This is a genomic window from uncultured Sphingomonas sp. (assembly GCF_964243315.1).
In the GTDB taxonomy this organism is placed as follows: domain Bacteria; phylum Pseudomonadota; class Alphaproteobacteria; order Sphingomonadales; family Sphingomonadaceae; genus Sphingomonas.
This window is the reverse complement of record NZ_CAXTEM010000040.1, coordinates 1-25,637: the sequence shown is the minus strand read 5'-3', so window position 1 is coordinate 25,637 and position 25,637 is coordinate 1. Positions and strand designations below refer to the sequence as shown.

Here is a 25,637-nt window from a genome sequence, read left to right as displayed (position 1 = left end):
GGTCAAGTTCTTCAACGCCATGAAGGGCTTCGGCTTCATCCAGCGCGACGACGGCCAGCCCGACGCCTTCGTCCATATCTCGGCGGTCGAGCGCGCCGGCATGTCGACGCTCAACGAGGGCGACCGGCTCGAGTTCGAACTCGAGGTCGATCGCCGTGGCAAATATGCTGCGGTGAACCTCCAGGCATCCAGCTGATTCGCGACCCGGTCCGATGACGGCCGGGAAGTGGAGTGCGATCGCGGCCGGTCTCGCCTTATTGGCGGGGCCGGCCGTGTCGTTTTCGGCGCAGGTCGCGCCCTCTGTGCCGGCCGAGCCCCGTGTCGCTGCACCCACTGTCGCTGCGCCTACCGTCGCTCCGCCCGCGGACGCGCCCGTGCCGATCATGCCGGTGCGCGTCGTTGCACGCTACCCGCATGACGCCGCCGCCTTCACCGAAGGTCTGATCTGGCACCGTGGTGCGCTCTACGAGAGCGTCGGGCGTGAAGGTATGTCGGAGGTCCGCCGGGTAAGGCTGGCCGACGGCAAGGTCACCGCGCGTGCGACGATCGATCCAGCGCAATTCGGTGAGGGACTGGCGGCGTGGCGCGACGATCTGATCACGCTGACGTGGCATGACGGTGTCGCCTATCGCTGGGACGCACGGACGCTCAAGGCGAAGGGGCGGATGCGCTACAGTGGCGAGGGCTGGGGCCTGGCGTCCGATTCGACAGGGCTGGTGCGATCGGACGGTACGGCGACGCTGCGCTTCGCCGATCCCGTCACGCTCGCCGATCGGCGGCAGGTGACGGTCACGCTGCGCGGCAAACCGCTCGCGCAGATCAACGAACTGGAGGTCGTCCAAGGCGCGGTCCTGGCGAACGTCTGGCATACCGGGTTCCTGGTAAGGATCGATCCGGCGACCGGGCGTGTGAACGGGATCGTCGATCTCCGCCCGCTGGTTGCTGAGATCGCCGCGACCGATCCGGAAGCCGTCGCGAACGGCATCGCCTACGACGCCGCGCAGGATCGGCTGTTCGTAACGGGCAAGCTGTGGCCGACGCTGTTTGAGGTGAAGATCGGCGCGCCGGTGGTGCAGTAGAGAGCGCTCCGGCGAGGCTTCTGCTGACGAACAGTCGGAGTTGCTGCCATGCACAGCGGCCCGCGGATGACCTTCAGCAAGTGCCGGCCCTGCTTGTCGGTGAGGCTCTCCACGCTAGCTATGAAGCGCCCGAGGTCGACAGCCGCTGCCGCTTTGCGATAGCGCGGGTCCGAACCACGTGGGGGACCGTCCGTGAACAATGCCATCATCGCCGCCGCCTGCGCCGTCGCCCTGCTCGCGACCGGCGAGGGAAATGCGCAACAGGCTGCCCCGCCAGCGGCCACCGACGTCCGCCCCGATCAACGCGTCTTCCGCGATCTCTACCGGGAGCTGGTCGAGACCGACACCTCGGTCGGGACCGGCAGCTGCACGCTCGCCGCGGAGAAGGTCGCCACCCACCTCCGTCAGGCCGGATTCAGCGCCGATCAGATCACGCTGTTCAAGGACGAGAAGTTCCCGCTCGACGGCGGCATCGTCGCGGTCCTGCCGGGCAGCGCGGCGGCAGCGAAGCCGATGCTGCTGCTGGGGCATCTCGACGTGGTCAATGCGCGGCGCGAGGATTGGACGCGCGATCCGTTCAAGTTCATCGAAGAGAACGGCTATTTCTACGGCCGCGGCACCTCCGACATGAAGGTGCTGGTGGCGATCTGGGTCGACACGCTGATTCGCTTCAAGCAGCAGGGTTATCGGCCCAAGCGGACCATCAAGCTCGCGCTGACCTGCGGCGAGGAATCGGGCGCACGCATGAACGGGGTGCAATGGCTCGCCGAGAAGCGTCCCGCGTTGATCGCTGCGGAGTTCGCGCTCAACGAGGGCGGCGGCGGCGATACCGACGGTGCGGGCAAGCTGGTCACCCAGACGATGCAAGTCGGTGAGAAATCCAATCGGAATTTTGAGATCGAGGCGACCAATCCCGGCGGGCACAGCTCGATCCCGATAGACGACAACGCGATCTACCAACTTGCCGACGCGCTTACCCGCGTCCGCGCCTACAAATTTCCGGTGCGCTTCAACGACACGACGCGCGCCTTCTTCCGCCAGGCCGGGGCATCGCGTGCCGACGATCTCGGCCGCGCGATGGTCCGCCTCGCCGCCAATCCAAGTGACAAGGAGGCGGAGGCGACCGTCGTGCGAGACCGCACCTATAATTCGATGCTGCGCACCACCTGCGTCGCGACCCTGATCGATGGCGGGCACGCCGCAAACGCGCTGCCGCAGCGTGCCAAGGCGAACGTCAATTGCCGGATCGCACCGGGCGAGGATGCCGACACCACCCGCGCCGCGCTGCAGGGCGCGATCGCTGATCCCAAGCTGACGGTGACGCTCACCGGCCGGCTGCGCCCGGTCGCGGTCACGCCGCCCTTGTCGCCGCGGATCGTCAAACCCGCCGAGCGACTGGTCGCGCGCTACTTTCCCGGCGTGCCGCTGATCCCGACGATGAGCACCGGCGCGACCGACGCGACCTACCTCGCGCCGATCGGCATCCCCACTTATGGGGTACCCGGGCCGTGGGGCGATCCCGACGGCAATGGTGCGCACGGGCTGAACGAGCGGCATTCGGTCCGCTCCGCCTATGTCGGCCGCGATTTCCTCTTCGATCTGGTGAAGGCCTATGCAGATGACTGACACGAGATGCGGGCTGGTCGCGATCGTCGGCGCGCCGAATGCGGGCAAGTCGACGCTGGTGAACGCGCTGGTCGGGCAGAAGGTCGCGATCGTCAGCCCCAAGGCACAGACCACGCGGACCCGGCTGATGGGCGTCGCGATCGAGGGCGACACTCAACTCCTCCTAGTAGACACCCCCGGCATCTTCGAACCCAAGCGCCGGCTGGATCGCGCGATGGTCGCGGCGGCGTGGGGCGGGGCGGAGGGTGCCGACCTGCTGGTGTTGGTGGTGGACGGCAAGGGTGGGCTGGGCAGCCGGGTGACCGACATCGTCGAGTCGCTGAAGGATCGGCCCGAGCCCAAGCATCTGGTGCTCAACAAGGTCGATCTCGCCGACAAGGCCAAGCTGCTCATTCATGCCGAACGGCTCAATGCGCTGACGCATTTCGACGAGACCTGGTTCGTCAGCGCACAGACCGGCGACGGGCTCGCCGAACTGAAGCGCGCATTCGCCGCGCGAATGCCCGCAGGACCCTGGCACTTCCCTGAGGATCAGGTCTCCGACGCCACCGAACGTGCGCTGGCGTCTGAGGTGACGCGCGAACAGCTCTACCTCCAGCTCCATGCGGAACTACCCTATGCGAGCACGATCGAGACCGAGAAATACGAAGAGCGCGAGGATGGCTCGGTCGAGATCCACCAGCAGATCCTAGTCGAACGCCCGACCCAGCGCGCGATCGTGCTCGGCAAGGGCGGCGTGCGGATCAAGGAGATCGGCGCGCGGGCGCGGACCGAGCTGGCTGCGATCATGGGCCGCCCGGTCCACCTCTATCTGCACGTGAAGGTGAAGCCGGGCTGGGATGAGGATCGCGAAACATATCGCGGGATCGGGCTCGACTGGGTGGAGTGAGCCAGGCGATCGGGTGTCAGCGCGCGAGCAGCCGATCGACCCAGACGGGCACCAGCGTCCCAGCCGCGCCGATGCGCGTTTCGGCGAAGAAGAAGCTCGCCGCCGACGGTTCCAGGTTCATCTCCAGTGTCGCCGCGCCGTGGTGGCGCGCGGTGCGGACGAACCCCGCCGCCGGGTAGACCGCGCCCGACGTGCCGATCGACACGAACAGGTCTGCGCGTGCGAGCGCGTCGTCGATCCGCTCCATCGCGTATGGCATCTCGCCGAAGAAAACGATGTCGGGCCGTAGCGCCGGCTGCCGGCATACGGGACATCGCGTCGCGGGCGGCAACGGCGCGGTCCAGCGCTCGCGCGTGCCGCACACCGCGCACAGCGCCGACCGAAGCTCGCCATGCATGTGCAGCAGGCGCCGCGCACCCGCGCGCTCGTGCAGGTCGTCGACATTCTGCGTGACGATCAGCAACTCGCCCGGCCACGCCGCGTCGAGTCGCGCCAGCGCATGATGCGCGGGGTTCGGCTCCACATCGTCGAGCGCGGCGCGGCGGGCGTCGTAGAAGCGGTGCACCAGCGCGGCGTCGCTCGCGAGCGCCTCGGGTGTGCAAACATCCTCAACGCGATGCCCGTCCCACAGCCCACCAGGTCCGCGAAAGGTCGCGATCCCGCTTTCGGCCGAAATGCCCGCGCCGGTGAGCACGACGATGTTGGCGATCTCCATTGCTCCGCCATAGCGGCCGACGGCGCGCGGCGAAACGTTCCCGCGGGGGACGGAGCAACGCGTGTCGGCCCTGTCAGTCGCGCGTTTGCCGTGCCACAAGGCGGTGTGATCAATCCGCCTCCTCTTCCCGCCCGCTCTCCCTCCTTGCGTCGGTACGTGGCATGACCGCGATCGGCATCTATGGCAGCGCCGGGCGGATGGGCCGCGCGATCGCCGACCTGATCGAGATCGAGGGCGGGCGCTATGCCGGCGGCGCCGATGCGAGCGACGATGCCGATGCGCTTGCCGTCGCCGCGGACGTGCTGGTCGATTTCTCAACCGCCTCCGCGGTCGACGCGCATCTCGCCTCGGCGCTCGCCGCGCGTACTCCGATCGTGATCGGCACCACCGGCTTGTCGCCCGCGCAGCATCTCGCGATCGACGCGGCGGCGGCGCATATCGCGGTGCTTCAGACCGGCAACACCTCGCTGGGGGTTACTCTGCTCGGCATCCTGGTGCGTGAGGCTGCTGCGCGGCTCGGCTCCGATTGGGACATCGAGATCATGGAGATGCATCACCGCCACAAGGTCGATGCGCCTTCGGGCACCGCGCTGCTGCTCGGCGAGGCCGCGGCGGCCGGACGCGACACGACGCTAAGCGCGGTCCGGGTCGATAGCCGTGCCGGGCTTACGGGCGCGCGGGCGGAGGGTACGATCGGGTTCGCCAGCCTGCGCGGGGGTTCGGTGATCGGCGACCACAGCGTGATCTTCGCGAGCGAGGGCGAGCGCATCGAACTGAACCATCTCGGCCAGGATCGCTCGATCTTCGCGAAGGGTGCGGTGAAGGCGGCCATGTGGCTCGCGGGCAAGCCGGCAGGGCGCTACCGGATGGGTGACGTGCTGGGCTTGTGAAGAAGGCGGACGTCATCGACTTCTACGCGCGGCTCGCGGCGGCGAACCCGCATCCCGAAACCGAGCTCGAATCAGGCAATGTCTACCAGCTGCTCGTTGCGGTCGTGCTGTCGGCGCAGGCGACCGATGCGGGGGTCAACAAGGCAACGCGCGCGTTGTTCGAGACGGTGACGACGCCCGCCGAGATGATCGCGTTCGGCGAGGAGGGGTTGAAGCAGCACATCCGCACAATCGGGCTGTTCAACACCAAGGCCAAGAACGTGATCGCGCTGTCGCAGCAACTGGTCGACCGGCATGGCGGGGTCGTTCCAGCGGATCGCGACGCGCTGGAGGCGCTCCCGGGCGTCGGGCGCAAGACCGCCAACGTGGTAATGAACGTCGCGTTCGCTGCGGAGACTTTCGCGGTCGACACGCATATCTTCCGGGTCGGCAATCGCACCGGGCTGGCGCGCGGCAAGACGCCGTTGGCGGTGGAACTCGCGCTCGACCGAGCTACACCGCAGCCGTTTCGCCTGCACGCGCATCACTGGCTGCTTCTCCACGGCCGCTATGTCTGCAAGGCACGCAGGCCCGAATGCTGGCGCTGCATCGTCCGCGATCTTTGCGCGTTCAAGCCGAAGACGCAGCCACCGGCGGGTGTCGACATCGTCGGTTGAGGTAGCAATTCCATGCGGTATACGGTCGCGCTTGCCCTGCTAGCCACTACGACGATCGCGACGGGGCGCGACCGCGTGCCGGCGGCGATTGCGGTGGGCAAGCCCATCTCATGCATCCCGATCGCCCGTATACGCGAGAGCCTGGTACGCGACGATCGCACGATCGACTTCGTGATGACCGGCCGCAAGACCTACCGGGTGACCCTGCCGAGTGCCTGCCCCGGGCTCGGCTTCGAACAACGCTTCTCCTACGCCACCTCGCTCAGCCAGCTATGCTCGGCCGATATCATCACCGTGCTATCCTCTACCGGGCTCCAGCGCGGCGCGAGCTGTGGGCTCGCCCCGTTCCAGCCGGTGACGCTGGCGCGCTGATCGACACGCGGCGTCACGCAAAACGCTGGCGCCCGCGCGCATGCTTTGCTACGCGCTCGCCCCCAGGCACCCGTAGCTCAGCTGGATAGAGCGCTGCCCTCCGAAGGCAGAGGCCACAGGTTCGAATCCTGTCGGGTGCACCACCACCTCATCACCGATGCGACGCTAGCGGCGATACCGCATGCGCGCGCGGATCGTGGTGCCACCGGCGGGTAGGGCGAAGCGGGTGGCCGCGAACGAGGGCAAGCCGACGGAGGTCGGCGCGTCGTTGGAAAAGCCGAAGCCCTCCTTCGGCGCGAACAGCGTCCGGTTGAAGTCGTGGTCGCCATTCTCGTCATGATATTGCGCGAGAGCGTAGTGACCGGGCGGAAGCCAGAAGCAGGCTCGGGTCTCCGGGCGTTGCGCTGGGACCCTTGCGCGGAGCAGCTTGCCGCCTTTCGCGAGGAAGCGCGACTTGTTGTCGGGGTAGATGGTGAAGGCGACCTCGCCGCCCTTACTGCGCATCTCGGTCGCGACCACGACGAGCTGCACCGCGCCACCGCCCACGCGCCCGGCACAGGTCTGGGCCTGGACGGGGATCGCTACGGCGCCGAGCAAGGTCATGGCCGACGATAGTTTCAGCAGGGCGTGCATCAGGTTCTCACGGGTGGATGGGCGTACATTTGCGCCCTGCGGGGTGAGCAGCGCGTGAACGGTCCTGCGTCATGCGGCTTCGTCCAGCGGCTCGGTGCCGGTGCCGCGGGTGACCCGCGCCGCGGCGAGCGCCAGCAGCAGTGCGACCGTGATCGAGCCGGCGAGGACCGCAATCGCCATGCCCGTGGCGCCCCGGCTCGGGACCACCACAAAGGCGGCCACGAGCAGCGTGGCGACGCCGCCGGCGCGGATCGCAAACACCAAGGCCGCGCGATTAAGTGCTGTGAGCACGGTCTCGGCGCTGATCATCACCAATTCCAGGCACCCTGCCGCAGTGAGGAAAAGCAGCATCGGATAGGCGTCCCGGTAGGTCTTGCCCCCGATCAGCGACAACACCGTGCGCCCGCCGAGCGTGACTATCGCCATGATCGTCAACGCCGCCAAGCCGCTCACCAGATAGGTTCGCGGCAGCAGCCGGCCGAGGCGCTGCGGCGTGGCGAGCTTGGCCATGCGGACGACCTCCGGGAACGCCGCGCGTGCGACCAGCTGGGTTATCTTGGCGAGGGCCTGTGCTAGTTGTGCGGAGAGGCGGAACGCGCCGGCGGCGGAGGTGCCGACCATTGCGCCGACCAACAACAGCGGAATTTGCTTTCCGGACATGCCTAGCGTCGCGTTGGCGTTGGTGCTGAGCGCGAAGGAGACGATCCCCGGGTTCTCGGCGACCACCCTGCGCGCGTCCGCGGCGCCCGAGCGCAGCAACGGCAGATCGCCGCCGCGCACGACGAGGATCCAATAGGCGGCCGCGGTGGCGAGCTCGGCCGCCCCCCAGGCGATCAGAAAGCCGCGGATCGAGGGATCGAAGGCGAGCGCGTAGAGCGATCCCAGAAAGCGCGTGACGGGAGTCATGCTGTCGGCGATGGCGGCGTGCGCGAAGCGGTCGCGCAGGCGCAGGATGCCGAGCGGGGTCGACCGGATCGACAGCAGGGTCACGACCGCGAAGATCAGCGTGTTCTCCCGCAGGGCGTCGGGGATGCCGAGGGTGTTGTCGGCGAAGGTCAGGATCGCCGCGGCGAGCGCGATCCCGGCGGTCGCGCTGATGATGTCGAGCATCAGCGCGCATCGCAGCAGCCGCGCCAGCTTGGTGGTCTGCCCCTGCTGGAGCGGGTCGACGCCGTACTGGACGATGATCTGCCACGTCTGGAAGCCAACCAGCGTGGTGATCGCCTGCGCGGCGCCGGTGATCAGCGCGAAGCGGCCGAAATCGACGACGCCGAGGCAGCGGGTCGCGAAGCCCAGGTAGAAGAGCGAGAGGATACCGAGCACCCCGCGGCTGGCGAGCAGCCAGCCGAGATTGCGCAGGATCGCGCGCAAGGCCGGGGACGACCGGATCGATCGCTTCACTCGGGCGGTCAGGGTCATGCGCGCGCCGAGGTCACGCCAGCCAGCTGGTCAGCGGCCCGCGTCGCCGCGCCAGCATCGCCTGGCCGAGCCGCACCAGATGGACGACCAGCGAGATCACCGTCCAGATCGCGACGCCAACGATCCCCCAATCGGGCCGCCCGATCACCAGGCCGACGAACAGGATGACCATGTTGGGATTGCGTCGTGCGGTGACCAGCCGGAACTGGCTGTCGAAGCGTTCCCAAACGTGGATGTGCATGCCGAAGCGGACGATGAAGGCACCTTCGATCAACCGCTGCGCGACATAGCCGACGAGCATGGCCGCCATCACCGCCCAGAAAGTCTCGTCGGACAAGGGCCGGCCATAGGCCGCGCACCCGGTCGCCCAGGCCCACCACCAGATCGGTGGATGAACGAGATCGATGCCGTGATCCCAGGCATTGCCGAGGGCGGAGGAGGTCACGGTACAGCGCGCCAGCTTACCGTCGACGGTGTCGAGGACCATGAAGAACAGGCCCGTCGCTAGGCCGGTCCAGAACCAGCCATGCCAAAAGGCGATCGTCGCGACGATGCAGAGCAGCGTACCGAGCGCAGTCACCTGGTTCGGCGAGATCCCCCAGGCCGCCGCGACCCGCGTCAGCGCGAGCGCCCAACGCGGCCAAAGATATTTGGTCAGCAGGTCGGTCACGCCCTTATAGGCGCCGCGGTAACTCGCCTCCTCAATCTCGCGGACGGTTCCCGGCTCCAGTCGCTCGGCGAAGGGCGTCTCGCGCTTGCGGAGCTGTTCGTTGAGGATCCCTCCCTCGGCCTCCGCAGCGATCACCGTGAGGCCGGCGATGTCGCCAAGCGGCTGGCGTGCGCGCATCGCCGCCATGATCGGCTCGCGCGACGCCTCGTCCGCGACATAGGCGAGCACCGGCACGCCGGCGCGCGTGAGCAGCGTGTTCGGCCGCTTAGCAAGATAGGCGAGCCACGCCGGATCGAAGGCATAGTCGAGATTGGCGAGCACCACCCCGGTCTCCGGCGCATCGAAGCGCTGTGAGGCGACGATCCGACGCAGTCGCTCGGCGGTGCTCATGCCCCAGATCAGGGTCGGATTGCTGCCGACGCACAGGGTGGGCGCGCCCAGATCGGAACGGTTCGCTTTCTGCATCGGGAAGGCAGTAGGAGATTCCAGCGACTTTGCGAACATAGAGCGTTAAGTCGCCAGCGCCGCCACGATGGCCAGCGCTGCCCGTGCCGGTGCCGCTCCGCTGGTGTCGCCGAGCGCGTCGGCGGCAAAGGCGGCCTGCTTCGCCGCGAACAACGCCTGTCGATCGGGCGCGCCGGCGATGGTGGCGACCAGATCACTCAGACTGGAGACGACCTCGCCGCAATGCCACATCGCGTAGGACGGATCGTTCTGCCACGCGGCGTTGCCGCTATCGAGGAAGACGCAGGGACGCGGTGTCACGAAATACTCCACCGCCTGGCTCGACGTATCGCCGAGATAGATGTCGGCTGCGGCGGTGTAGCTGCCGTCCACCATCGCGAAACTGTCGAGGTCGCAGTGAACGTCGGAGCGTCCGGCGATCGAAGCGGCGAACGCGCGCACTTCGGGCGCGCGTTCGGCGAGCCGCTGGTGCGGCGCGAAGATGAGATTGTAGCGGTCGGTCGCGATCACCCGTCTCACCACCTCTGGGCCCCAATCCCACCAGGACGTGCGGTGGCGCTGCCAATGGGGCGTGTAGAGGATGATCGGTCGATCATCGTCAAACCACCGGGTCGCGGGCGTGCGCCGATCAAACCCTGCCTTCACGTAGCCGGTGGTAACGATCCGCCGGGGATCGTCGCCGAGCGCGATCAGCGCGCGGCGATCGCGCTCAGCGGCGACCAGAGTCCGCCAGCCCGCGCGCCGGCGCCAATGGCCGCGCGCCATCATCGATCCGGCGCCGTGGAAGGTATCGATGAACCGCGCGCGCATCGGCAGCACCGCCGGCAGCCAGAGGCTGGTCTGTTCGGCGCAAACGACGACGTCGGTGACGCGCAGGTGCCGGGCGAGGCGGAACAGCGTCGGCAGCTTCGGCGGTAGCGGCGGGTTGCGGCCGTCGTCATCGTCGGCGACCGTGCGGAAGCCCGGCGCGCGCCGGATCGTCGGACGCCTGTCGCCGAGCGTCGCGATCCAGCCGTTCAGCAGTTTCTCGTGAACCGAGGTGCCTACCCAAAGATCGATCGCGAACTCCGACCGGCGGGCAAGCGCCTCCGCGATCGGATAAAGGTGCGGGATCAGCAGCGTCTCACCTAGGAACAGGAAGGCGACCCGATCGCTCATCGATCCGACGCGGCCTCGTGGTGGCCGACTTCCCACCGCGCGATATCGGCGGGAGCGTCGACCTCCTGCCAGCGGGCGTTCGGATCGGCGACCAGCGCATGCACCCCTTGCGGCGCAAGCCTTGCTATGATCGCATGATGATAGGCATCAGTACCGCCGGGCTGCGCGATGATGTCGCGGAGCGCGGCCGCATAGGCGTCACCGCCGCTGGACAGCACGAGTCCGAGGGAACGGTGGGTCGCGACCGCCGGGTCGAGCCCCTTGCCGACCGCGGCAATCCGGCCCTCGATCACTTCTACACGCATGTCGTCCGGATCTGGCTCGGACACCGCCTCGACGACGAGCGTCAGGCCGGCCGGCGCGCCCTGCACCGCAGCGACGATCACCGCCGGATCGAACACGGTATCGCCGTTCATCAGCATGAAGCCGGCGTGAAGGTGTTCGCGTGCCGCCCAGACGCTGCCGATGCTGCTCGATATCGCCCAAAACGGATTGAAGATCAGGGTGGTCGGTATCCGCGCGTCTCGGCGTGCGAGATGCTCCTCGACCTGTTCGATCCGGTAGCCGCCGACCACCACCGCTTCGGTGACGCCCGCGGCGTAGGCGGCGTCGAGCTGATGATCGATGATCGACCGCGTGCCGACCTGCACGAGGCATTTGGGCATCGTCAGCGTCAGCGGCAACAGCCGCGACCCGCGGCCGGCCGCGATGATGATCGCCTTCATGGGTGTTCGGTTCGCATATCGCGGAGCCTGTAGGCAAATCGACGCGGCAAAACTATGGCGGCGGGATGCCTTCGGACGTCGGAGGCCCGGATCGGACCGCCATGTTCCTGCTCGACAAGATGCTCCGCAAGATCGTGCGCAGCGGCGAACTGACCGTCGTCACCGCGGACGGACGCGAGCGGCGCTATGGTAGCCCCGATCCCGCCCGCGCGCCGGTGACGATCCGCTTCACGGACGCACGCGCGCCCGATTTCATCGCGCGGCATCCGCGGCTCGGCATGGGCGAGGCGTTCATGGACGGGCGGGTCGTCGTCGACCGCGGGGATGTTGTCGACCTGCTCGATCTGATCCGGTCGAACGTGCCGTGGGAGCGCGGTGGTGGGATCGGCGGCAAGCGCAAGATCGGCAAGCGGTTGCTAGGTACGGTCGGGCGGTTCAACTCGCTGCGGGCGTCGCGTCGCAACGTCGCGCATCATTATAACCTGTCCGACCGGCTCTACGACCTCTTCCTCGACGCCGACCGCCAATATAGCTGCGCCTATTTCACCGATCCCACGGTGCCGCTGGAACGCGCACAGGCTGATAAAAAGGCGCATATCGCCGCCAAGCTCGCGCTCGCGCCGGGGCAGCGCGTGCTCGACATCGGCTGCGGCTGGGGCGGGATGGCGCTGTACCTCAACCGCGTCGCCGACGTCGACGTGCTCGGCGTGACGCTCAGCGAGGAACAACTCGCGGTGGCGCGACGCCGGGCGGCCGAAGCCGGCGTCGCGGACCGGGTGAAGTTCGCGCTAATCGACTATCGCGAGCTCGACGGCAGGTTCGACCGGATCGTCTCGGTCGGCATGTTCGAACATGTCGGCGCGCCGCATTACCGCCGCTTCTTCGCCAAGTGCCGCAGCCTGCTCGCCGACGACGGCGTGATGCTGCTCCACACCATCGGCCGGGTCGGCGGGCCGGGGGCGACCGACGCGTTCACCGCCAAGTACATTTTTCCGGGCGGGTATAATCCGGCGCTGTCGGAGATCCTCGGCGCCAGCGAGGCGGCGGGGCTGATCACCACCGATGTCGAGACGCTGCGGCTGCATTACGCGCTGACGCTCGAGCATTGGTATGACCGCACGGTGGCGGCACGTGCCGAGATCGAGGCGATCTACGACGAGCGCTTCTACCGGCTGTGGACCTTCTATCTGGCTGGCGCGATCTCGGCCTTCAGGCATGGCGGCCTGGTCAACTACCAACTCGCCTATGCGAAGAGCCGCGACGTGCCCGGAAACGCGCGGGCGGAAATCGTCGCTGCGGAACGGCATTTACGCGGCGCATGACGCTGCGCCGGATCGTCCTCTTTCTCATGGCGGCGTTCGCACTACGGGCGGCGCTTTTCGGCAATCCCGTGATCCATGTCGACGAGCAATTCTATCTGCTGGTCGGCGATCGGTTGCTCCACGGTGCGGTGCCGTTCGTGAATATCTGGGACCGCAAGCCGATCGGGCTGTTCCTGGTCTTTGCCGCGATCCGGTGGCTCGGCGGGGACGGGATCGTCGCCTATCAGGTGATCGCGACGCTGTTCGTTGCCGCGACCGCGCTGATCGCGGCGTGGATTGCGGATCGTGCGCTCGGCCGCGGCGGGACGCTGGCCGGGCTGCTGTACATGATCTGGCTGATGATCTGCGACGGCGCGGGCGGGCAGGCGCCGATCTTCTACAACCTGCCGATGGCAGGCGCGGCGGCGATCGTGGTCGTTACGCTTGTCGGGATGCCCGGTGTGCGGATCGGCATGCTGGGGGCGCTGGCGATGGCGCTGGTCGGTCTCGCGATCCAGCTGAAATATACCGCCGCGCTAGAGGGCGCGTTGTTCGGGGTGGCGCTGTTGGTGGCGCTTCGCCGAAGCGGGGCGTCCTGGATGGCGCTGGTCGCGCATGCCGGAGTGTGGGCTGCGATCGCCATTGCGCAGACCGCCGTGGCCTATGGGTATTATGCCGGAATCGGGCAGGGCGACGCGTTCGTGTTCGCCAATTTCGTGTCGATCTTCGCGCGGGGGGAGGATGGCAGCGGCGGATCGCGGGTTGTGCAGCTGCTCGGCGGGGTGGTCGCGATGCTGCCGCTGGCGGTGCCGGCGGTGATCGGTCTTCGGGGCGAGAGACCGTGGTCGGCGGGAGCGTGGTTCATGATCGCGTGGCTGGCGGTCGCCACCGTGGCGATCCTCGCGGTCGGCACCTTCCGCCTGCAATTCTTCCTGCCGCTGCTGTTGCCGTTGTCGATCGCGGCAGGGGCCGGGCTGACGACTCGGGCGGGTCGGCTGGTCGGCGTGGCAGCGGCGGTCGTGCTGGCGATAGGCCTCGCCGCGGGGGCGTTCGTCGCGCATGATCATGTCCAGCGTCGGGGCACCGCTGGGCAGGTCGCGGCGCTGGTATCGCAGATCGGGACGCGGCCGCCGGGATGCCTGTTCGTGTTCGGCAGCGAGCCGATCCTCTATTATCTGACGAGGTCCTGCCTACCGTCGCGCTTCCTGTTCCGCAGTCATCTGGCGGAGCGGCGGGAGGCGGGCGCGATCGGGGTCAAACAGCTCGGCGAGATGCGGCGGGTGCTCGCCGGCCGGCCCGGGGTCATCGTGGTCCGGACTAGCAAGGGCAATGCCGATCCGCGGGTCGAGGCACTGCTGCGCGCGGTGCTCGAGCGAGAGTATCGGCTGGCGGCGGTGGTCAGGGTCGGCGCGCTGCCGCATCGGGTCTACCGCCTGCGCGGTACGCCCCAGTCGCGCACCGGCCAGCCATTGGCGTCCGCGAGCCGGCGCAGTGTGCTGCCTGGATTGACCGCGACCGGCTCGTCGACCCAGTCCAGCATCGCGGCATCGGAGACGTCGTCGCTGTAGAAGCTGATCCTGGCGTCGCCCCTCGCGATCATCGTGCCCGCCAACCAGGCCAGCACCGCGCGGTGCTTGGCGGCGGCATAACAATTTGCGCCCGCGAGCCTGTGGAGCAGGTTGCCGGCATCGTCGTAGCAGGCTCGGGTCGCGATCAGGTCGTCGATCCCGAGCCGCCGTGCGAGCGGTGCGGCGACGAAGGCGTGCGAGGCGGTGGCGATGACGAGGCGACGTCCCTCGGCCCGGTCGGCGGCGATCTGCGCCAGCGCGCCGGGTCGAATGTGGCGCGCGACCATCATGTCGGCGAAGGCGGCGGTCACCGCCTCGACCCGCGCCGCCGGCATCCGCGCGCTGAGCATGGTCCGGTGCATCAGCTCCTTCAGCCGGTCGCGATCGTAAAGGCCGATCCTCTTGCCGAGCGCGAGCAGCGGCAGCAGCGGCACCAGCAACAGCCGCCACGGTGCGGCGTGGCGCGCGGCGTAGAGCAGGAACAGGGTCCAGGTCGGGACGCTGGTGATGGTGCGATCGAGGTCGTAGATCGCGATACCTCGCGCCGGCGTCACGCGATCAGGCTGCGGGCAAGATCGAGGTCTGCGGGCTTGTCGACGTCGATCGCCGCCAACCCGCTTTCGCATTCCACCAGCGCCGCGCGCACGCCCGCCAGCGCGCCGATCCGCGCGAGGCCCTCCGCCAGCGTCAGCCGGCCCAGCGCATAGCGGACGAGCAGCGGGATGCCGAGCCGCAGCACGATCCGCCAGGGCCGCTTGCGGTCTCGCTCGACCCGCTCCCATAAGTCGAGCGCGGCGGCGGCGGCGGGGGTGGCGAGGAGGAACAGATTGCAGCCCGACCAATCGCCGTCGGCGAAGCGCAGATAGGTGCGCGTCGTGTTCGGCGCATCGCGGTCGATGCTATCGCGCCGGGCGAGTAGCGCCGCGACGTCCGCATCGGCGGGTGCGTCGTGCAGGAACGACGCGATCCAGCCCGCGCGGAGCAGCGGGTGATCGCCGGTGGTGACGAGCAGCGGCGCACCCGCCGCGGCGAAGGCGATCCGTGCACTGGCGCTCGGGCCGGCACCGGCAGCGATCGGTTCGGTGCCGAGCGCGCGGGCGTGACGGATCACCGCCTCGCTCGCGGTGCTCACCAGGATCCGGGTCATGCCCGCCGCGCGCAACGCAGCGACTACGCGCGCGAGCATGGTGACGCCGCCGATCTCGATCAGCGCCTTGTCGGTCACGCCCGCATAGGCGGCTACGGGGTCGACGCCACCGCGGCTGCCGGCGAGCACCAGCGCGGTGCTCACGGTCATGACGGCGTGGCGCGCAGCACCCGCCAAAGCACTGCCGGAGCGGCGAGAACTGGGTGTTGTTCGCGCCAGGGGGTGAGCTGGACGCGGACGCCGGTGTGACGCTCGATCTTGTAGAGGCCGTAGCGCGCCACACCGTCGAAGGTGAAGGCGGCCTTAATCAGACGCGCGATGTTGAGGAACTTGCCGAACGCCGATCGCATCATCCACCGTTCCGCGACCGCCCGGCACAGGGCGAAGCCGACCGCCGGCACCAGCGTGTCGCCGTGCCGCGTATGGGCGATCCCCGCCGCATCCCACGCGAGCGGCAGCACGCGGTCGAAATGCGCGGGGGCATGCCCGACGATCTGCGCCTCGCGGCCGGGCGCCTCGACGCGAAATTCGGTGCGGTAGGTTTCGCGGAGCAGCGCCAGCCAATAGTCGCGGGTCGATCCCTGCTGCGGGCCGAGCACCGCGGCGAACCGGGCCGCGGTGACGATCGCCGCCGATACCGCGCGCACCGCCCGCAGCCGCGACGTCGGGCTGTCGACCCAGACCAGCGCGGACGGCTGCGCGAACCGGGTCCACACGGTCGTGTCAAGATACGTGCCTGCGGTCGCGCGTTCGAAGGTGGCGAACGGCATCGTCGCGACCTTGGCGCGGATCACCCGCCGGCCGACCGCGATCTCGTAATAGCTGATGTCGGGCCATAACCAGCGCAACCCGAGCCGACGCAGCGGCGACCCGCGCGCGCCATGCGTCAGGACATAGAAGTCCAGAATATCGCCGAGCGCGCCGGTCCGCAGGACCGACCCGTAGAACAGCACCGCGCCACCCCCCAGGCGTTCCGCGAGCAGTTGCGCGACCGTGCCGACCTCGTCGGGCGTATCGATCGCCAGCGCCTCGGCCACATAGGCGTGCAGGCCGCCGGTCACGGCACGTAGAAGTCGAGGGGCGTGCCTTGCGAGATGGAGAGCTTGCCGCCCTCATAAGCCTCGCCGTCGAGGATGAACCCGCCGCTGAGCGTCACTTCGAGGCGCTCGGCATCGCCGCGGTGATAGCCCGCACGCCGCAGCCAATCCGCCTCCGATCCTGCGAGCAGGGCGGGCAACGACACCACCATCCGCCGCGGTGGGGCATCGATGCCGAGCAGCTTCAGTCCGGCCCGTACCCGCCCGAATGGCTTGAGGCCGAGCGGCAGGCGTTCAAGCGTCGACGCGAGCATCAGATAGAGCCGGTGCTCGATCGTACGCCCACCCTGCAACTCGATCCGCATCCGCTCGCCCTGGCGCCAGGGATTGCCCGCGCCCGCGAACATCGTCTGCGCGACCGCACCACCGATCGACATCGCGACCGCCAGGCCGCGGAACGCGCCGAGCCGGTGCACGCCCTGTGCCAGTGCGGTCGCCTTCACGAACGCGCCCGCGCCGAACAGGAAGCCGCGCGCCACCGGCGCCGAACCGTCCGCGCGCGTGATCTCGATCGGCGACCGCTGGCTAACGCGGCCGGTGGCGATCGTCGCCAGCGCATCGTCGAGCGTCCAATCGCGCGGAATGCCAAGATCGAAGGCGAGTGCGTTGGTCTTGCCCGATGGCACCACCGCGAGGCGCGGCAGTCCTTCGGGGAAGTGTTCCGCCGCGGCGGTGATCACGTCGCGGATCGTCCCGTCACCGCCATCGACGACGATCGCGTCGACCTTGCGAGCAGCGAACCGCGCGAGAGCGGCGGACAGTTCGGCCTCGGTCTGCGGCGACGCCCAATCGAGCGAGAGATCGACCGTCGGCAGCGCGCCCGCCTGCTGCAGATTGCGGTGCGCCCGGCGGTTGAACACGATCCCGATCCGCGCCGCCGGTCGTCTTACCGTGTCGACCTCGCTAGCGCGCGGTTCCTCACGGCCGGCACGCGCGGCAAAAGCCGGGGCCAGTCCGCCGTTCGACAAGGGCAAGGCGACGAGGTGCGCACCCGTATCGAAAAAGACCTTCTGAGGTTTCATCCGACTGCATACTAGCCCGAACCGCCAACAGTCATCAATTCGTAATATCGGCGGGTAAGCGATATGCGCAAAGCTGAATCGGTCCGCCCAGCGGCTGAACTATGCACCGACGGTATTCAGGAGGGCGATGCGGAACAACCCGCCGCGTCGGGAGATAGTGTCCGTCCCCCCAGGAGCCTGTTTATGCCGACCGATGCCACCCATCCCGATCCCGACCGCTACGATGGACGCATGCCGTATCGGCGCTGCGGGCGGAGCGGGCTTGATCTGCCCGCGATCAGCCTCGGCCTATGGCAGAATTTCGGCGGCTCCGACGTGTTTGAAACCGGGCGTGCAATCCTGCGGCGCGCGTTCGATCGCGGCGTCACGCACTTCGATCTCGCGAACAACTACGGGCCGCCGTTCGGATCAGCGGAGGAGAATGTCGGGCGTGTGCTCGCGACCGATCTGCGCGCGCACCGCGACGAACTGGTGATCTCCAGCAAGGCGGGGTGGGACATGTGGCCCGGCCCCTATGGTGGTCCATCGGGTAGCCGCAAGCATGTGCTGGCGAGCTGCGACCAGAGCCTGAAGCGGATGGGGCTCGACTATGTCGACATCTTCTATTCGCACCGGGTCGACGAAGACACGCCGTTGGAGGAGACGATGGGCGCGCTGGCGCACCTGCATCGGCAGGGCAAGGCGCTGTACGTCGGCATATCGTCGCACTCGCCCGCGCTGACGCGTCGCGCCGCTGCGATCCTGGCGAGCGAGGGGGTGCCGTTGCTGATCCATCAGCCGAGCTATTCGATGCTCAACCGCTGGATCGAGCGCGAGCTGCTCGACACGCTCGACGATCTCGGGGTCGGTTGCATCGCGTTCTCGCCCCTCGCGCAGGGAATGCTCACCGATAAATATCGCAACGGCGTTCCGCAGGATGCCCGCGCGGCAAAGGGCGGCTCGCTGAACCAGCAGCTGCTGAGCGAGGAGAATTTGGAACGGATCCGCGCGCTCGGCGACATCGCGCAGGCGCGCGGCCAGACGCTTGCGCAGATGGCGATCGCCTGGGTCCTGCGCGATCCGCGGGTCACGTCGGCGCTGATCGGCGCCCGGACCGTGGCGCAGCTGGACGACAGCCTGGACGCGGTGAGGCGGCTCGACTTCACCGACGAGGAGCGCCGCGCGATCGACGACCATGCCGCGGAGGGCGGTATCGACCTGTGGGAAGTATCGTCGCGGATCAACGAATTGCCGGTAGCGGGGGGCGTCCCGAGGGGTTGACCCGATCCTCTTTCTGCCGACTATGGGTAGTGACCATAGGCGTCGCGGGAGAGAATGGATGAAGGGGATCACACGCCGGCTCGGTCGGTTGCCGCTGTTGGCGCCGGTGCTGCTGCTGGTCGGCGCCGCCCCCGCGCCCGACACGGTGCTGAAGCTCGGCGCGAAGGGCTATCTGACCGCCCCGGGGCTGGATGTCATCGTGTTCGACGACATCTACCCCGACGGCCATCAGACCGGCGTGACGATCATCCAGCACGGATCACGCGTCGCGGCGAACGGCGACCTTCGGCTGGAGCCGGAGCCCGGCCAGTGGTCGCCGATGCCGACGTCCGCTGGCAAGCGCGTGATCGATCCCGCGACGGGCACGATCACCCAATCGCTGGTCTATCCCGATCCGACGAAGAACGCGCAGGGCTTCAACCCGATCTTCTACCCCGACCTGAAGCTCAACTATCAGGTTCGGGTCACGCCCGCGGGCAAGGGTTTCCGGATCTCGGTCGATCTCGACACGCCGATCCCGCGCGAACAGGTCGGCCGGGTCGGGTTCAACCTCGAACTGTTCCCGACGCCGTTGTTCGGCAAGGCCTGGACGCTCGATCGCAGCAACGGGATCTTCCCGCGCCAGCCGGGCGGGCCGGTCGACCGCGCCGCCGATACCGGGCTGGCCGCACCGCGCAACGTGCAGGCGAACGGTCCGGTCCAGCCGCCCGCGGGCCAGCCGCTGGCGCGGCCACTCGCGATCGGCAAGACGCTGGTCGTGGCGCCGGAAGAGGATAGCCAGCGGATCAGGATCGAAAGCGTCAACGGCCAGCTCGAGCTGATCGACGGCCGATCGGCGCACAACAACGGGTGGTATATCGTTCGCCAGCCGGTGCGCGCAGGCGCGACGCGGGGCGCGGTCGAATGGCTGGTGACGCCCAACGTCATCCCGAACTGGCGCTACCAGCCGGTGATCCAGGTATCGCAGATCGGCTACGCCCCGGCGCAGCCGAAGCGCGCGGTGATCGAGCTCGATCCCGCCGATCCCGTCGACGCGCGCGCGCAGCTGTTCCGGCTGACGCCCGATGGACGGCGCGAAGTGATGGGCGCGGTGCCGCAGCCTTGGGGCGATTTCCTGCGCTATCGCTATCTGGCGTTCGACTTCAGCCGGGTGACCGAGCCGGGCATGTATCAGATCGGCTATCGCGGCCAGTTCTCGCAGGCGTTCCGGATCGATCGCGAGGTCTTCGCGCGCCACGCATGGCAGCCGACGCTTGAATATTTCATGCCGATCCAGATGTGCCACATGCTGGTGCGCGACAAATACCGCGTCTGGCATGGCCGCGACCATCTCGACGATGCGCGGATGGCGCCGATCAATCTCAATCATTTCGACGGCTATGCGCAGGGCCCGTCGACGCTGACCCGGTTCAAGCCCGGCGAGAGCGTGCCGATGCTCGCCGCCGGCGGCTGGCACGATGCGGGCGACGACGATCTGCGCGTCGAATCGCAGATTGGCGAAGTGTGGATCCTGTCGAAGATGGTCGAGGAGTTCGGGCTCGATTACGACGCGACCCGGATCGACCAACCGCGCAAGACGGTCGAGATCCACGATCCCGACGGCAAGAACGATGCGATCCAGCAGATCGAACACGGGTTGCTCTCGGTGCTCGGCGGGTATCGCGCGATGGGGCGGCTGTATCGCGGCGTGATCACCCCGACGCTGCGCCAATATGCGCTGCTCGGCGACACGGTGAACGTCACCGACAATGTGCCCGGCCGCGGCGGCGAGGAACTCGGCGTCGACAATAACAACAATCCGGTGACTGCGGACGACCGCTGGGTGTTCACCGAGGACAATCCCGACCGCGAGCTCGACACCGCGGCCGGGTTGGCGGCGTCGTCGCGGGTGCTGCGCGCCAGCAACCCGCGGCTATCGGCCGAGGCGCTGGCCGCGGCGCGCGATCTGACCACGAAGGCGATCGGACGCGGCAAGAACAATACCGCACGGGTGTTCGCGCTCGCCGAGCTGCTTCAGACCACCGGCGAGCGGGCCTATGCCGATCAGCTCGCCGCGCTGGAGCCGGTGATCCTCGCCGACATCGAGAAAATTGGGTGGCTGCTCCATTCGGTGCAGGATCGCTTGCCCAGGGCGTTCCGCGACCGGCTGGCCACTGCGGTCGCCACCTATCAGGCGAAGGTCGCGACCGATGCGCGAACCGATTCGCCCTATGGCGTACCGTACAAGCCCGAGATCTGGGGTGCTGGCTGGCAGATCCAGGAGCGCGGGGTGCGCCAGTATTTCTTCCACAAGGGCTGGCCCAAGGCGACGAGCACCGACAGCTATGTCAACGCGCTGAACTTCGTGCTTGGCGTCCACCCGGGCGCCAACACGTCCAGCTTCGTGTCGGGCGTCGGGGCGCGGTCGGCGACGACGGCTTACGGGTTGAACCGTGCCGACTGGAGCTATGTCCCGGGCGGGGTGATATCGGGCACCAACCTGATCCGCCCGGACCTGCCCGAACTGAAGGTGTGGCCGTTCTTCTGGCAGCAGACCGAATATGTGATGGGTGGCGGCGCCACCAACTACATGTTCCTCGCGCTGGCCGCGGACCAGCTCTACCGCACGCCGGCGAAGTAGCCGCCTTACCCGGCGCGCAGCATCGCGACGAAGGCGCCGGTGGCGCTTTGCAGCGTCGCGACCTCGCCGACCAGTTTGCGGGCGGTGCCCTGGACATGGGCGGTGAGGGTGCCGGCTTCGTCGACCGCGTCGGAAACGTCGGCGACCCGCTGCGCCATGTCGTCGGCGCCCTGCGCCGCGGATAGCGCGCTGCGTTCGATCGCGTCGCTCGCGCGGCGCTGGTCGTCGACCTTGTGGCCGATCGCGTCGGCGGCCTGGGCGAGTTCGACGATCGCGCTCGCGACCTGCGCGAAATTGGTCTCGGCGTCGCCAGCACGGGCGTTGATCCCCGACACCAGCTGCGCGATCTCACCGGTGGCGCGACCGGCGTGATCCGCGAGCCCCTTCACCTCGGAGGCGACCACCGCGAAGCCGCGGCCATGTTCCCCCGCGCGCGCCGCCTCGATCGTCGCGTTGAGCGCGAGGAGGTTGGTCTGCGCGGAAATTCCCGCGATCGTCGTCGCCAGCGAGCCGATGCCGTTGGTGCTGGTGGCGAGCGTGCGGATCGCGTCGCCGCCGAGCAGCGAGCGCGCACGGGCCTGACGGGCGAGGTCGGCCTGTTCGGTGGCGTTGGCAGCGATGCCGGTGATCGATCGGGTGAGCGCGCCGACCTCTGCGGCGACGTCGCTCGCCGCGGCCGACGCGATTCGGGCGGCATCGGCGACCTCGCCGGCGCGACGGCCCGCGCCGCGGGCGACGGTGTCGAGCGCCAGGGTCGATCGTTCGAGCAGCGTGGCGGAGGCGCCGACCGCGTCGGCGACCCCGACGACCGAGCTTTCGAAATCGCTGGCGACGCGCAGCATGTCCGCGCGCCGGCGTTCGGAGGCGGCGCGATACTCTTCCTGGCGCAGGCGTCGCTCGATCGCGGCTTCTTCCTCGGCGGTCCTGGCGGCGGCGAGGGCGGCTTCGGCGCGGGTCTGCGCGGCGGCGGACTGTGCGGCCAGATCGCGACTGTGGGCGAGCGCGGCGGTTTGCGCGGTGATGGTGTTGGCTAGCTGGCGGGCGATGTAGCAGAGGATGCCGCATTGCAGGAGGACCGCGAGCGCGTGGACGCAGACCCGCGCCAGGCCGCCGCCGCCGGCGAATACCCAGTCGGGGGCGGCGATCGACAACAGCAGGTGGTGCGCCGCGATCACCCCTGAGGCGAGCACCAGCGGCCGCCAGTCGCAGAGGATCGTCAGGGTGGCGAGGCCGACGAAGAAATACATGTGCATGTCGAGCTGCCACGCCGCGCCGCGCAGCACGAACAACAGCAGCGCAGGCTGGGCCGCGATCATCAGCGCGGCGGCAAGGCGCGCGGGCAGATCGGTCCGCCCGACCTTCGCGCAGTAGAGCGGCGTGAGGATGAGCGACAGGCCGACCGCGGCGGCGTTCCAGCCTGCGCTCGCGCCCGACCAGGCGAAGCCGGCCAGCACCAGCGTGGAGATCGCGCCGAGTGCCGCAATCAGCTGGATGCCGCGCAGGCGGAGACCGTCGAGATCGCTCATCCGCGCGACGTCCCACTGCCGCACAGCGCGGGCGGGCTGGCGAAGGTGACGATGCCGTGGCGCAGCAGGGTGTGCGCGCGGCGCTTGCCATAGACGAGCAGCGAGCCGGGCAGCGGCCCGCGTGCGAGCAGGCGGACGTCGCCGACCAGGGCGAGCAACGGCAACGCGTTCGCCGCCTGCGGCCCGAGCGGCACGAGCATCATCGCGCCGCTCGCGGGCGGCGCGACGATCATCGCCCCCGCGCCGGCGACCAGCAGGAGTTGGAGCAGCAGGACCACGCCACCGAAGCGCGACCGACCCATCGCGGGCGCGTCGGTCGGAGCGGTCGGAAGCATCGGGCCATCGTCGTCAGCGTCAGGTGCCATGCCGACGTCGTACGAAGCGATAGTAAACAAGATCGTAAGCATGCCGAACTGGGTCGAATCTTCTCGCCGACGTTCGGTGGCTTCGTACGACGCGGGATCAGCGGCTCCGGGCGAGATCGGCGGCGGCGTTCGCCAGCTGGATGTACGCGGCGCCTTCCGGCACCACATATTCGTTCTCGCCCCAGAAGAACGGCCAGTCCTCCTTGTTTTCGGGGAAGTCCGGCTTGACGATCAGGGTGCCGGGCACGACGCCGCCCGCGATGAAGCTGAAGTCGGCGCGGTTGTTGCCATAGGCGACTTCCTTGGACCGGGTGCCGACCGCGGAGACGTAGGAGATGTCGGAGCCCGGATGATTGCCGTGGAGGAAGGCGAGGCTGGCGAACACCGGCTCGGCGCCGACGATCTCCGGGAACGCCTTGTGCAGGGCATAGGCGGTCAGCCCGAATTCGAGCACCGCGCCGTTGCCCGCCCAGCCGGCGGTGGTGATCGGCACGCCATAGGGATTGGCCTTGGCGATCGTGGCGGCTTCCGCGGCCCAGGCGCGGACCGCTGGGACCATCGTCGCGCGGAAGGATGCGGGCATGAACGGTAGCGCGCGGACGATCGTCGTCGCGTCGCGCGCGAAGGTCGTCGCGATCGTCGGCCACATCGCCTCGATCCGCTGGGCGTAGCGGGGGTTGCGGGTCGCCGCGAGCAGTTCCACCGCCGCCGCGAGTTCTTCCGCTTCGATCGGCCCGCCGGTGGTGTTGCCGTGCTTGAACAACGCCGGTGCCTGGCTGTGTTCCTGCTGCCAGGTGCGTTCGGCAAGCTGCAAGGCGCGCGCGGCCAGCGCATCGTCGAAGCCCGTCAGCGCGCGGCTTGCCGCCGCCAGACCCGCCGCGGAGCCGTATTCGAGCGCGGTCGAGCGGCTGGTGAACGCCCAGCGATCGTCGGGCACGCCGCTGCGGCCGTCCTTCGCGTTGCCGCCGGTCAGCCGCGCGTCGAAGACCAGACCGTCGGTCTTGGTCGATGCGTCGCCAAGATGGGTATATTGACCGACATCGGGTTCGACGATGCCGTTGATGGCGTGGCCGACCGCGTCATATTGCGCGACGAGTTGCAGGGTGCCGTGGCGGATCTGCTGGAGCAGATCGGGCGCGCCGTCGGGGAGGTGCATCTCGACGCGGCGCTTGGCCTGATCGATGCTGGTGGTGTCGCGGGCCGGGCGGAAGCGCTCCCAGCTTTCGACCATCGACCGGATGACCTGATATTGGGTCTGGGTGCGGATGTCGAAATCGCCCGCGTCGAGCCACCCGCCGACGTTCAGCCCGGGGATATGTTCGCCCGGCTTGAACCTGGTGTCGGTGGTCGGACCCTGGCGATAGAGGTCGATATGCTCGTGATCGACCGGCGCCTGCCGTGCGTCGTCGCGGTGCGGATCGCCGTGCCAGACCCGGTAGGCTTCGTTGACGAACATATGGTCCATCGCGACCGGAAAATAGACGTCGAGGGTCGGGTGCCAAGCATCGGCATAGAGATCGTCGGCGATGCGAAACGGCGCGGTGCGCGTCTTGCCGTATTCGAGCATGTAGATGCCGGGTTCGCGCACCTTGCTGAAGTCGAACCGAGCGTAGCGATAGCGGAGATAATCGCCCCACGCCGTCGCCGGGCCGCTCGCGGCGACGCTGGTCGAGCCGGTCGGCCCCACCTTCAGCAGGCGAACCGGCGTGCGGGTGGCGTCGCGGCGATCGAGCTCGACGGTCGCAATCTTTGGCTCATTCGGCGCGTAGCCGAGTTGCGAATGGCCGATCACCGGCGTGCGCAGCCAGCCGGGCGCGGCGGCGGCGTCGAGCGTCCATTGCACCACGGTGCCGCTGCGGCCTGCCGGCAGCAGCGTGCGGAGCACGAACCAGCCATTCTGTGCCTGGTTGCGGCCATCGAACAACGCGATGTCGGCATCGGCGGAGCGCACCGTGACGCGCCGCGTCGCATCCTCGGGCGCGAACACGAAGGTGCGTGCGGTCGCCATCGGCTGCGGTTCGGCGCCGGGGCCGTCGCTGCGGCCGCTCGCGGCATTGCGGGTGGCGGTCGCGGTCATAGCGCTCGATGCATAGAGCGGGAAGGTGCCGCCGCGGCCGTCGGCCATGAAGCTCTTGTGGAAATAGGCGGAGGGGAGGAATTCGAGGTTGAACCCCGCCTTGCCTGCCAATGGCGCGGGCAGGGCGGCGGGCAGCACGATCGATACCCGCAACGATCCGCCGCGCGGCTCCGCACGGACGACATAGCGGAACTGGTACTCGGGATATTCGAGCACCGCCTCGACTACGCCGGTCTTCGCATCGACCTTGCGCTCGACGAGTCGGCCGATCGCGTCCCACTGGCCGGGCGTGGCGGACAGCCGGACGTCGCCGTTGGTGACGGTGCGGACGTCCTGCTGGATCAGCTCGACGCCGCT

Annotated in this window: 23 protein-coding genes and 1 tRNA gene; 11 read left to right on the top strand and 13 right to left on the bottom strand. The window is 68.5% G+C overall.

Annotated elements, in window-relative coordinates; translation table 11 throughout:
- The 4 genes from ACFE77_RS11630 to era all read left to right on the top strand — a co-directional run.
- Positions 1 to 196, top strand: a 196-nt coding sequence (locus tag ACFE77_RS11630) for a cold-shock protein (RefSeq protein WP_375421803.1), incomplete at its 5' end; no start/stop codon positions are given.
- 16 nt (positions 197 to 212) lie between these two features.
- Positions 213 to 1,079, top strand: a complete 867-nt coding sequence (locus ACFE77_RS11625; protein WP_375421802.1) for a glutaminyl-peptide cyclotransferase — start codon at positions 213 to 215, stop codon at positions 1,077 to 1,079.
- Positions 1,080 to 1,271: 192 nt separating this feature from the next.
- Positions 1,272 to 2,705 carry a M20/M25/M40 family metallo-hydrolase gene (locus ACFE77_RS11620; protein ID WP_375421801.1) on the top strand — a complete coding sequence of 478 codons (1,434 nt, stop codon included), beginning with the start codon at positions 1,272 to 1,274 and terminating at the stop codon, positions 2,703 to 2,705.
- Positions 2,698 to 3,594, top strand: coding sequence for a GTPase Era (era, locus tag ACFE77_RS11615; RefSeq protein WP_375421800.1), 897 nt, complete (start codon positions 2,698 to 2,700; stop codon positions 3,592 to 3,594). The genes ACFE77_RS11620 and era overlap by 8 nt, the downstream gene beginning before the upstream one ends.
- Before the next feature lie 16 nt (positions 3,595 to 3,610).
- Here era and ACFE77_RS11610 read toward each other — a convergent pair whose 3' ends face one another.
- Positions 3,611 to 4,309, bottom strand: coding sequence for an NAD-dependent deacylase (locus ACFE77_RS11610; RefSeq protein ID WP_375421799.1), 699 nt, complete (start codon positions 4,307 to 4,309; stop codon positions 3,611 to 3,613).
- 161 nt (positions 4,310 to 4,470) lie between these two features.
- Here ACFE77_RS11610 and dapB point away from each other — a divergent pair, with 161 nt between their 5' ends.
- From dapB to ACFE77_RS11590, 4 genes are all read left to right on the top strand, one after another.
- Positions 4,471 to 5,199 carry a 4-hydroxy-tetrahydrodipicolinate reductase gene (gene dapB, locus ACFE77_RS11605; RefSeq protein ID WP_375421798.1) on the top strand — a complete coding sequence of 243 codons (729 nt, stop codon included), beginning with the start codon at positions 4,471 to 4,473 and terminating at the stop codon, positions 5,197 to 5,199.
- Positions 5,196 to 5,855 carry an endonuclease III gene (nth, locus tag ACFE77_RS11600; RefSeq protein ID WP_375421797.1) on the top strand — a complete coding sequence of 220 codons (660 nt, stop codon included), beginning with the start codon at positions 5,196 to 5,198 and terminating at the stop codon, positions 5,853 to 5,855. The genes dapB and nth overlap by 4 nt, the downstream gene beginning before the upstream one ends.
- A 12-nt stretch (positions 5,856 to 5,867) precedes the next feature.
- Positions 5,868 to 6,227: a hypothetical protein gene (locus tag ACFE77_RS11595; protein WP_375421796.1), complete on the top strand. Its 360-nt coding sequence runs from the start codon at positions 5,868 to 5,870 to the stop codon at positions 6,225 to 6,227.
- Positions 6,228 to 6,293: 66 nt separating this feature from the next.
- A tRNA-Arg gene (locus tag ACFE77_RS11590) sits at positions 6,294 to 6,370 on the top strand.
- A 22-nt stretch (positions 6,371 to 6,392) separates the two neighbouring features.
- Here ACFE77_RS11590 and ACFE77_RS11585 read toward each other — a convergent pair.
- The 5 genes from ACFE77_RS11585 to ACFE77_RS11565 form a co-directional block, all read right to left on the bottom strand.
- A complete protein-coding gene (locus ACFE77_RS11585; RefSeq protein WP_375421795.1) occupies positions 6,393 to 6,860 on the bottom strand; it encodes a DUF2141 domain-containing protein in 468 nt (155 codons plus the stop codon).
- 69 nt (positions 6,861 to 6,929) lie between these two features.
- Positions 6,930 to 8,279, bottom strand: coding sequence for a lipopolysaccharide biosynthesis protein (locus ACFE77_RS11580; RefSeq protein ID WP_375421794.1), 1,350 nt, complete (start codon positions 8,277 to 8,279; stop codon positions 6,930 to 6,932).
- A gap of 13 nt (positions 8,280 to 8,292) precedes the next feature.
- Complete coding sequence (locus tag ACFE77_RS11575; protein WP_375421793.1) at positions 8,293 to 9,414, bottom strand: CDP-alcohol phosphatidyltransferase family protein; 1,122 nt, start codon at positions 9,412 to 9,414, stop codon at positions 8,293 to 8,295.
- Positions 9,415 to 9,459: 45 nt separating this feature from the next.
- Positions 9,460 to 10,572 (bottom strand): hypothetical protein, encoded by a 1,113-nt coding sequence (locus ACFE77_RS11570; RefSeq protein WP_375421792.1) that lies wholly within the window; start codon positions 10,570 to 10,572, stop codon positions 9,460 to 9,462.
- The gene (locus tag ACFE77_RS11565) at positions 10,569 to 11,297 is read right to left on the bottom strand and encodes an NTP transferase domain-containing protein (protein WP_375421791.1); all 729 of its coding nucleotides are present in this window, start codon (positions 11,295 to 11,297) and stop codon (positions 10,569 to 10,571) included. Before ACFE77_RS11565 ends, ACFE77_RS11570 begins: the two co-directional genes overlap by 4 nt.
- Before the next feature lie 101 nt (positions 11,298 to 11,398).
- Between ACFE77_RS11565 and ACFE77_RS11560 the strand changes: the two genes are divergently transcribed.
- Complete coding sequence (locus ACFE77_RS11560) at positions 11,399 to 12,619, top strand: class I SAM-dependent methyltransferase (protein ID WP_375421790.1); 1,221 nt, start codon at positions 11,399 to 11,401, stop codon at positions 12,617 to 12,619.
- A 1,405-nt stretch (positions 12,620 to 14,024) separates the two neighbouring features.
- Here the strand turns inward: ACFE77_RS11560 and ACFE77_RS11555 are convergent.
- From ACFE77_RS11555 to ACFE77_RS11540, 4 genes are read right to left on the bottom strand one after another with little or no spacing between them, the layout of a single operon-like run.
- Positions 14,025 to 14,720, bottom strand: a complete 696-nt coding sequence (locus ACFE77_RS11555; RefSeq protein WP_375421789.1) for an HAD family hydrolase — start codon at positions 14,718 to 14,720, stop codon at positions 14,025 to 14,027.
- Positions 14,717 to 15,463: an NTP transferase domain-containing protein gene (locus ACFE77_RS11550; RefSeq protein WP_375421788.1), complete on the bottom strand. Its 747-nt coding sequence runs from the start codon at positions 15,461 to 15,463 to the stop codon at positions 14,717 to 14,719. The genes ACFE77_RS11555 and ACFE77_RS11550 overlap by 4 nt, the downstream gene beginning before the upstream one ends.
- A complete protein-coding gene (locus tag ACFE77_RS11545) occupies positions 15,460 to 16,374 on the bottom strand; it encodes a hypothetical protein (RefSeq protein WP_375421787.1) in 915 nt (304 codons plus the stop codon). Before ACFE77_RS11545 ends, ACFE77_RS11550 begins: the two co-directional genes overlap by 4 nt.
- Positions 16,371 to 17,432, bottom strand: a complete 1,062-nt coding sequence (locus ACFE77_RS11540; protein WP_375421786.1) for a diacylglycerol/lipid kinase family protein — start codon at positions 17,430 to 17,432, stop codon at positions 16,371 to 16,373. Before ACFE77_RS11540 ends, ACFE77_RS11545 begins: the two co-directional genes overlap by 4 nt.
- A 183-nt stretch (positions 17,433 to 17,615) precedes the next feature.
- On the opposite strand from ACFE77_RS11540, the gene mgrA reads away from it, so the two are divergent.
- Together mgrA and ACFE77_RS11530 are read left to right on the top strand one after the other, a co-directional pair.
- A complete protein-coding gene (gene mgrA, locus ACFE77_RS11535) occupies positions 17,616 to 18,692 on the top strand; it encodes an L-glyceraldehyde 3-phosphate reductase (protein ID WP_375421785.1) in 1,077 nt (358 codons plus the stop codon).
- Between the two features lie 58 nt (positions 18,693 to 18,750).
- Entirely contained in the window at positions 18,751 to 21,312 is a 2,562-nt protein-coding gene (locus tag ACFE77_RS11530) for a glycoside hydrolase family 9 protein (RefSeq protein ID WP_375421784.1), read from the top strand.
- Positions 21,313 to 21,317: 5 nt separating this feature from the next.
- Here the strand turns inward: ACFE77_RS11530 and ACFE77_RS11525 are convergent, their stop codons facing one another.
- From ACFE77_RS11525 to ACFE77_RS11515, 3 genes are all read right to left on the bottom strand, one after another.
- Positions 21,318 to 22,838, bottom strand: a complete 1,521-nt coding sequence (locus ACFE77_RS11525) for a methyl-accepting chemotaxis protein (protein ID WP_375421783.1) — start codon at positions 22,836 to 22,838, stop codon at positions 21,318 to 21,320.
- Positions 22,835 to 23,173: a hypothetical protein gene (locus ACFE77_RS11520; RefSeq protein ID WP_375421782.1), complete on the bottom strand. Its 339-nt coding sequence runs from the start codon at positions 23,171 to 23,173 to the stop codon at positions 22,835 to 22,837. The genes ACFE77_RS11525 and ACFE77_RS11520 overlap by 4 nt, the downstream gene beginning before the upstream one ends.
- A 127-nt stretch (positions 23,174 to 23,300) precedes the next feature.
- On the bottom strand, positions 23,301 to 25,637 hold a 2,337-nt coding region (locus tag ACFE77_RS11515; protein WP_375421781.1), incomplete at its 5' end, for a glycoside hydrolase family 9 protein.

Coding starts and splice junctions, on each gene's coding strand:
- ACFE77_RS11610 (WP_375421799.1), bottom strand. CDS start 4,309: ATGGAGATCGCCAACATCGTCGTGCTCACCGGCGCGGGCATTTCGGCC.
- ACFE77_RS11540 (WP_375421786.1), bottom strand. CDS start 17,432: ATGAAACCTCAGAAGGTCTTTTTCGATACGGGTGCGCACCTCGTCGCC.
- dapB (WP_375421798.1), top strand. CDS start 4,471: ATGACCGCGATCGGCATCTATGGCAGCGCCGGGCGGATGGGCCGCGCG.
- ACFE77_RS11565 (WP_375421791.1), bottom strand. CDS start 11,297: ATGAAGGCGATCATCATCGCGGCCGGCCGCGGGTCGCGGCTGTTGCCG.
- era (WP_375421800.1), top strand. CDS start 2,698: ATGACTGACACGAGATGCGGGCTGGTCGCGATCGTCGGCGCGCCGAAT.
- ACFE77_RS11580 (WP_375421794.1), bottom strand. CDS start 8,279: ATGACCCTGACCGCCCGAGTGAAGCGATCGATCCGGTCGTCCCCGGCC.
- ACFE77_RS11560 (WP_375421790.1), top strand. CDS start 11,399: ATGTTCCTGCTCGACAAGATGCTCCGCAAGATCGTGCGCAGCGGCGAA.
- ACFE77_RS11520 (WP_375421782.1), bottom strand. CDS start 23,173: ATGCTTCCGACCGCTCCGACCGACGCGCCCGCGATGGGTCGGTCGCGC.
- ACFE77_RS11585 (WP_375421795.1), bottom strand. CDS start 6,860: ATGCACGCCCTGCTGAAACTATCGTCGGCCATGACCTTGCTCGGCGCC.
- ACFE77_RS11595 (WP_375421796.1), top strand. CDS start 5,868: ATGCGGTATACGGTCGCGCTTGCCCTGCTAGCCACTACGACGATCGCG.
- ACFE77_RS11570 (WP_375421792.1), bottom strand. CDS start 10,572: ATGAGCGATCGGGTCGCCTTCCTGTTCCTAGGTGAGACGCTGCTGATC.
- ACFE77_RS11625 (WP_375421802.1), top strand. CDS start 213: ATGACGGCCGGGAAGTGGAGTGCGATCGCGGCCGGTCTCGCCTTATTG.
- ACFE77_RS11575 (WP_375421793.1), bottom strand. CDS start 9,414: ATGCAGAAAGCGAACCGTTCCGATCTGGGCGCGCCCACCCTGTGCGTC.
- ACFE77_RS11550 (WP_375421788.1), bottom strand. CDS start 15,463: ATGACCGTGAGCACCGCGCTGGTGCTCGCCGGCAGCCGCGGTGGCGTC.
- ACFE77_RS11525 (WP_375421783.1), bottom strand. CDS start 22,838: ATGAGCGATCTCGACGGTCTCCGCCTGCGCGGCATCCAGCTGATTGCG.
- mgrA (WP_375421785.1), top strand. CDS start 17,616: ATGCCGACCGATGCCACCCATCCCGATCCCGACCGCTACGATGGACGC.
- ACFE77_RS11530 (WP_375421784.1), top strand. CDS start 18,751: ATGAAGGGGATCACACGCCGGCTCGGTCGGTTGCCGCTGTTGGCGCCG.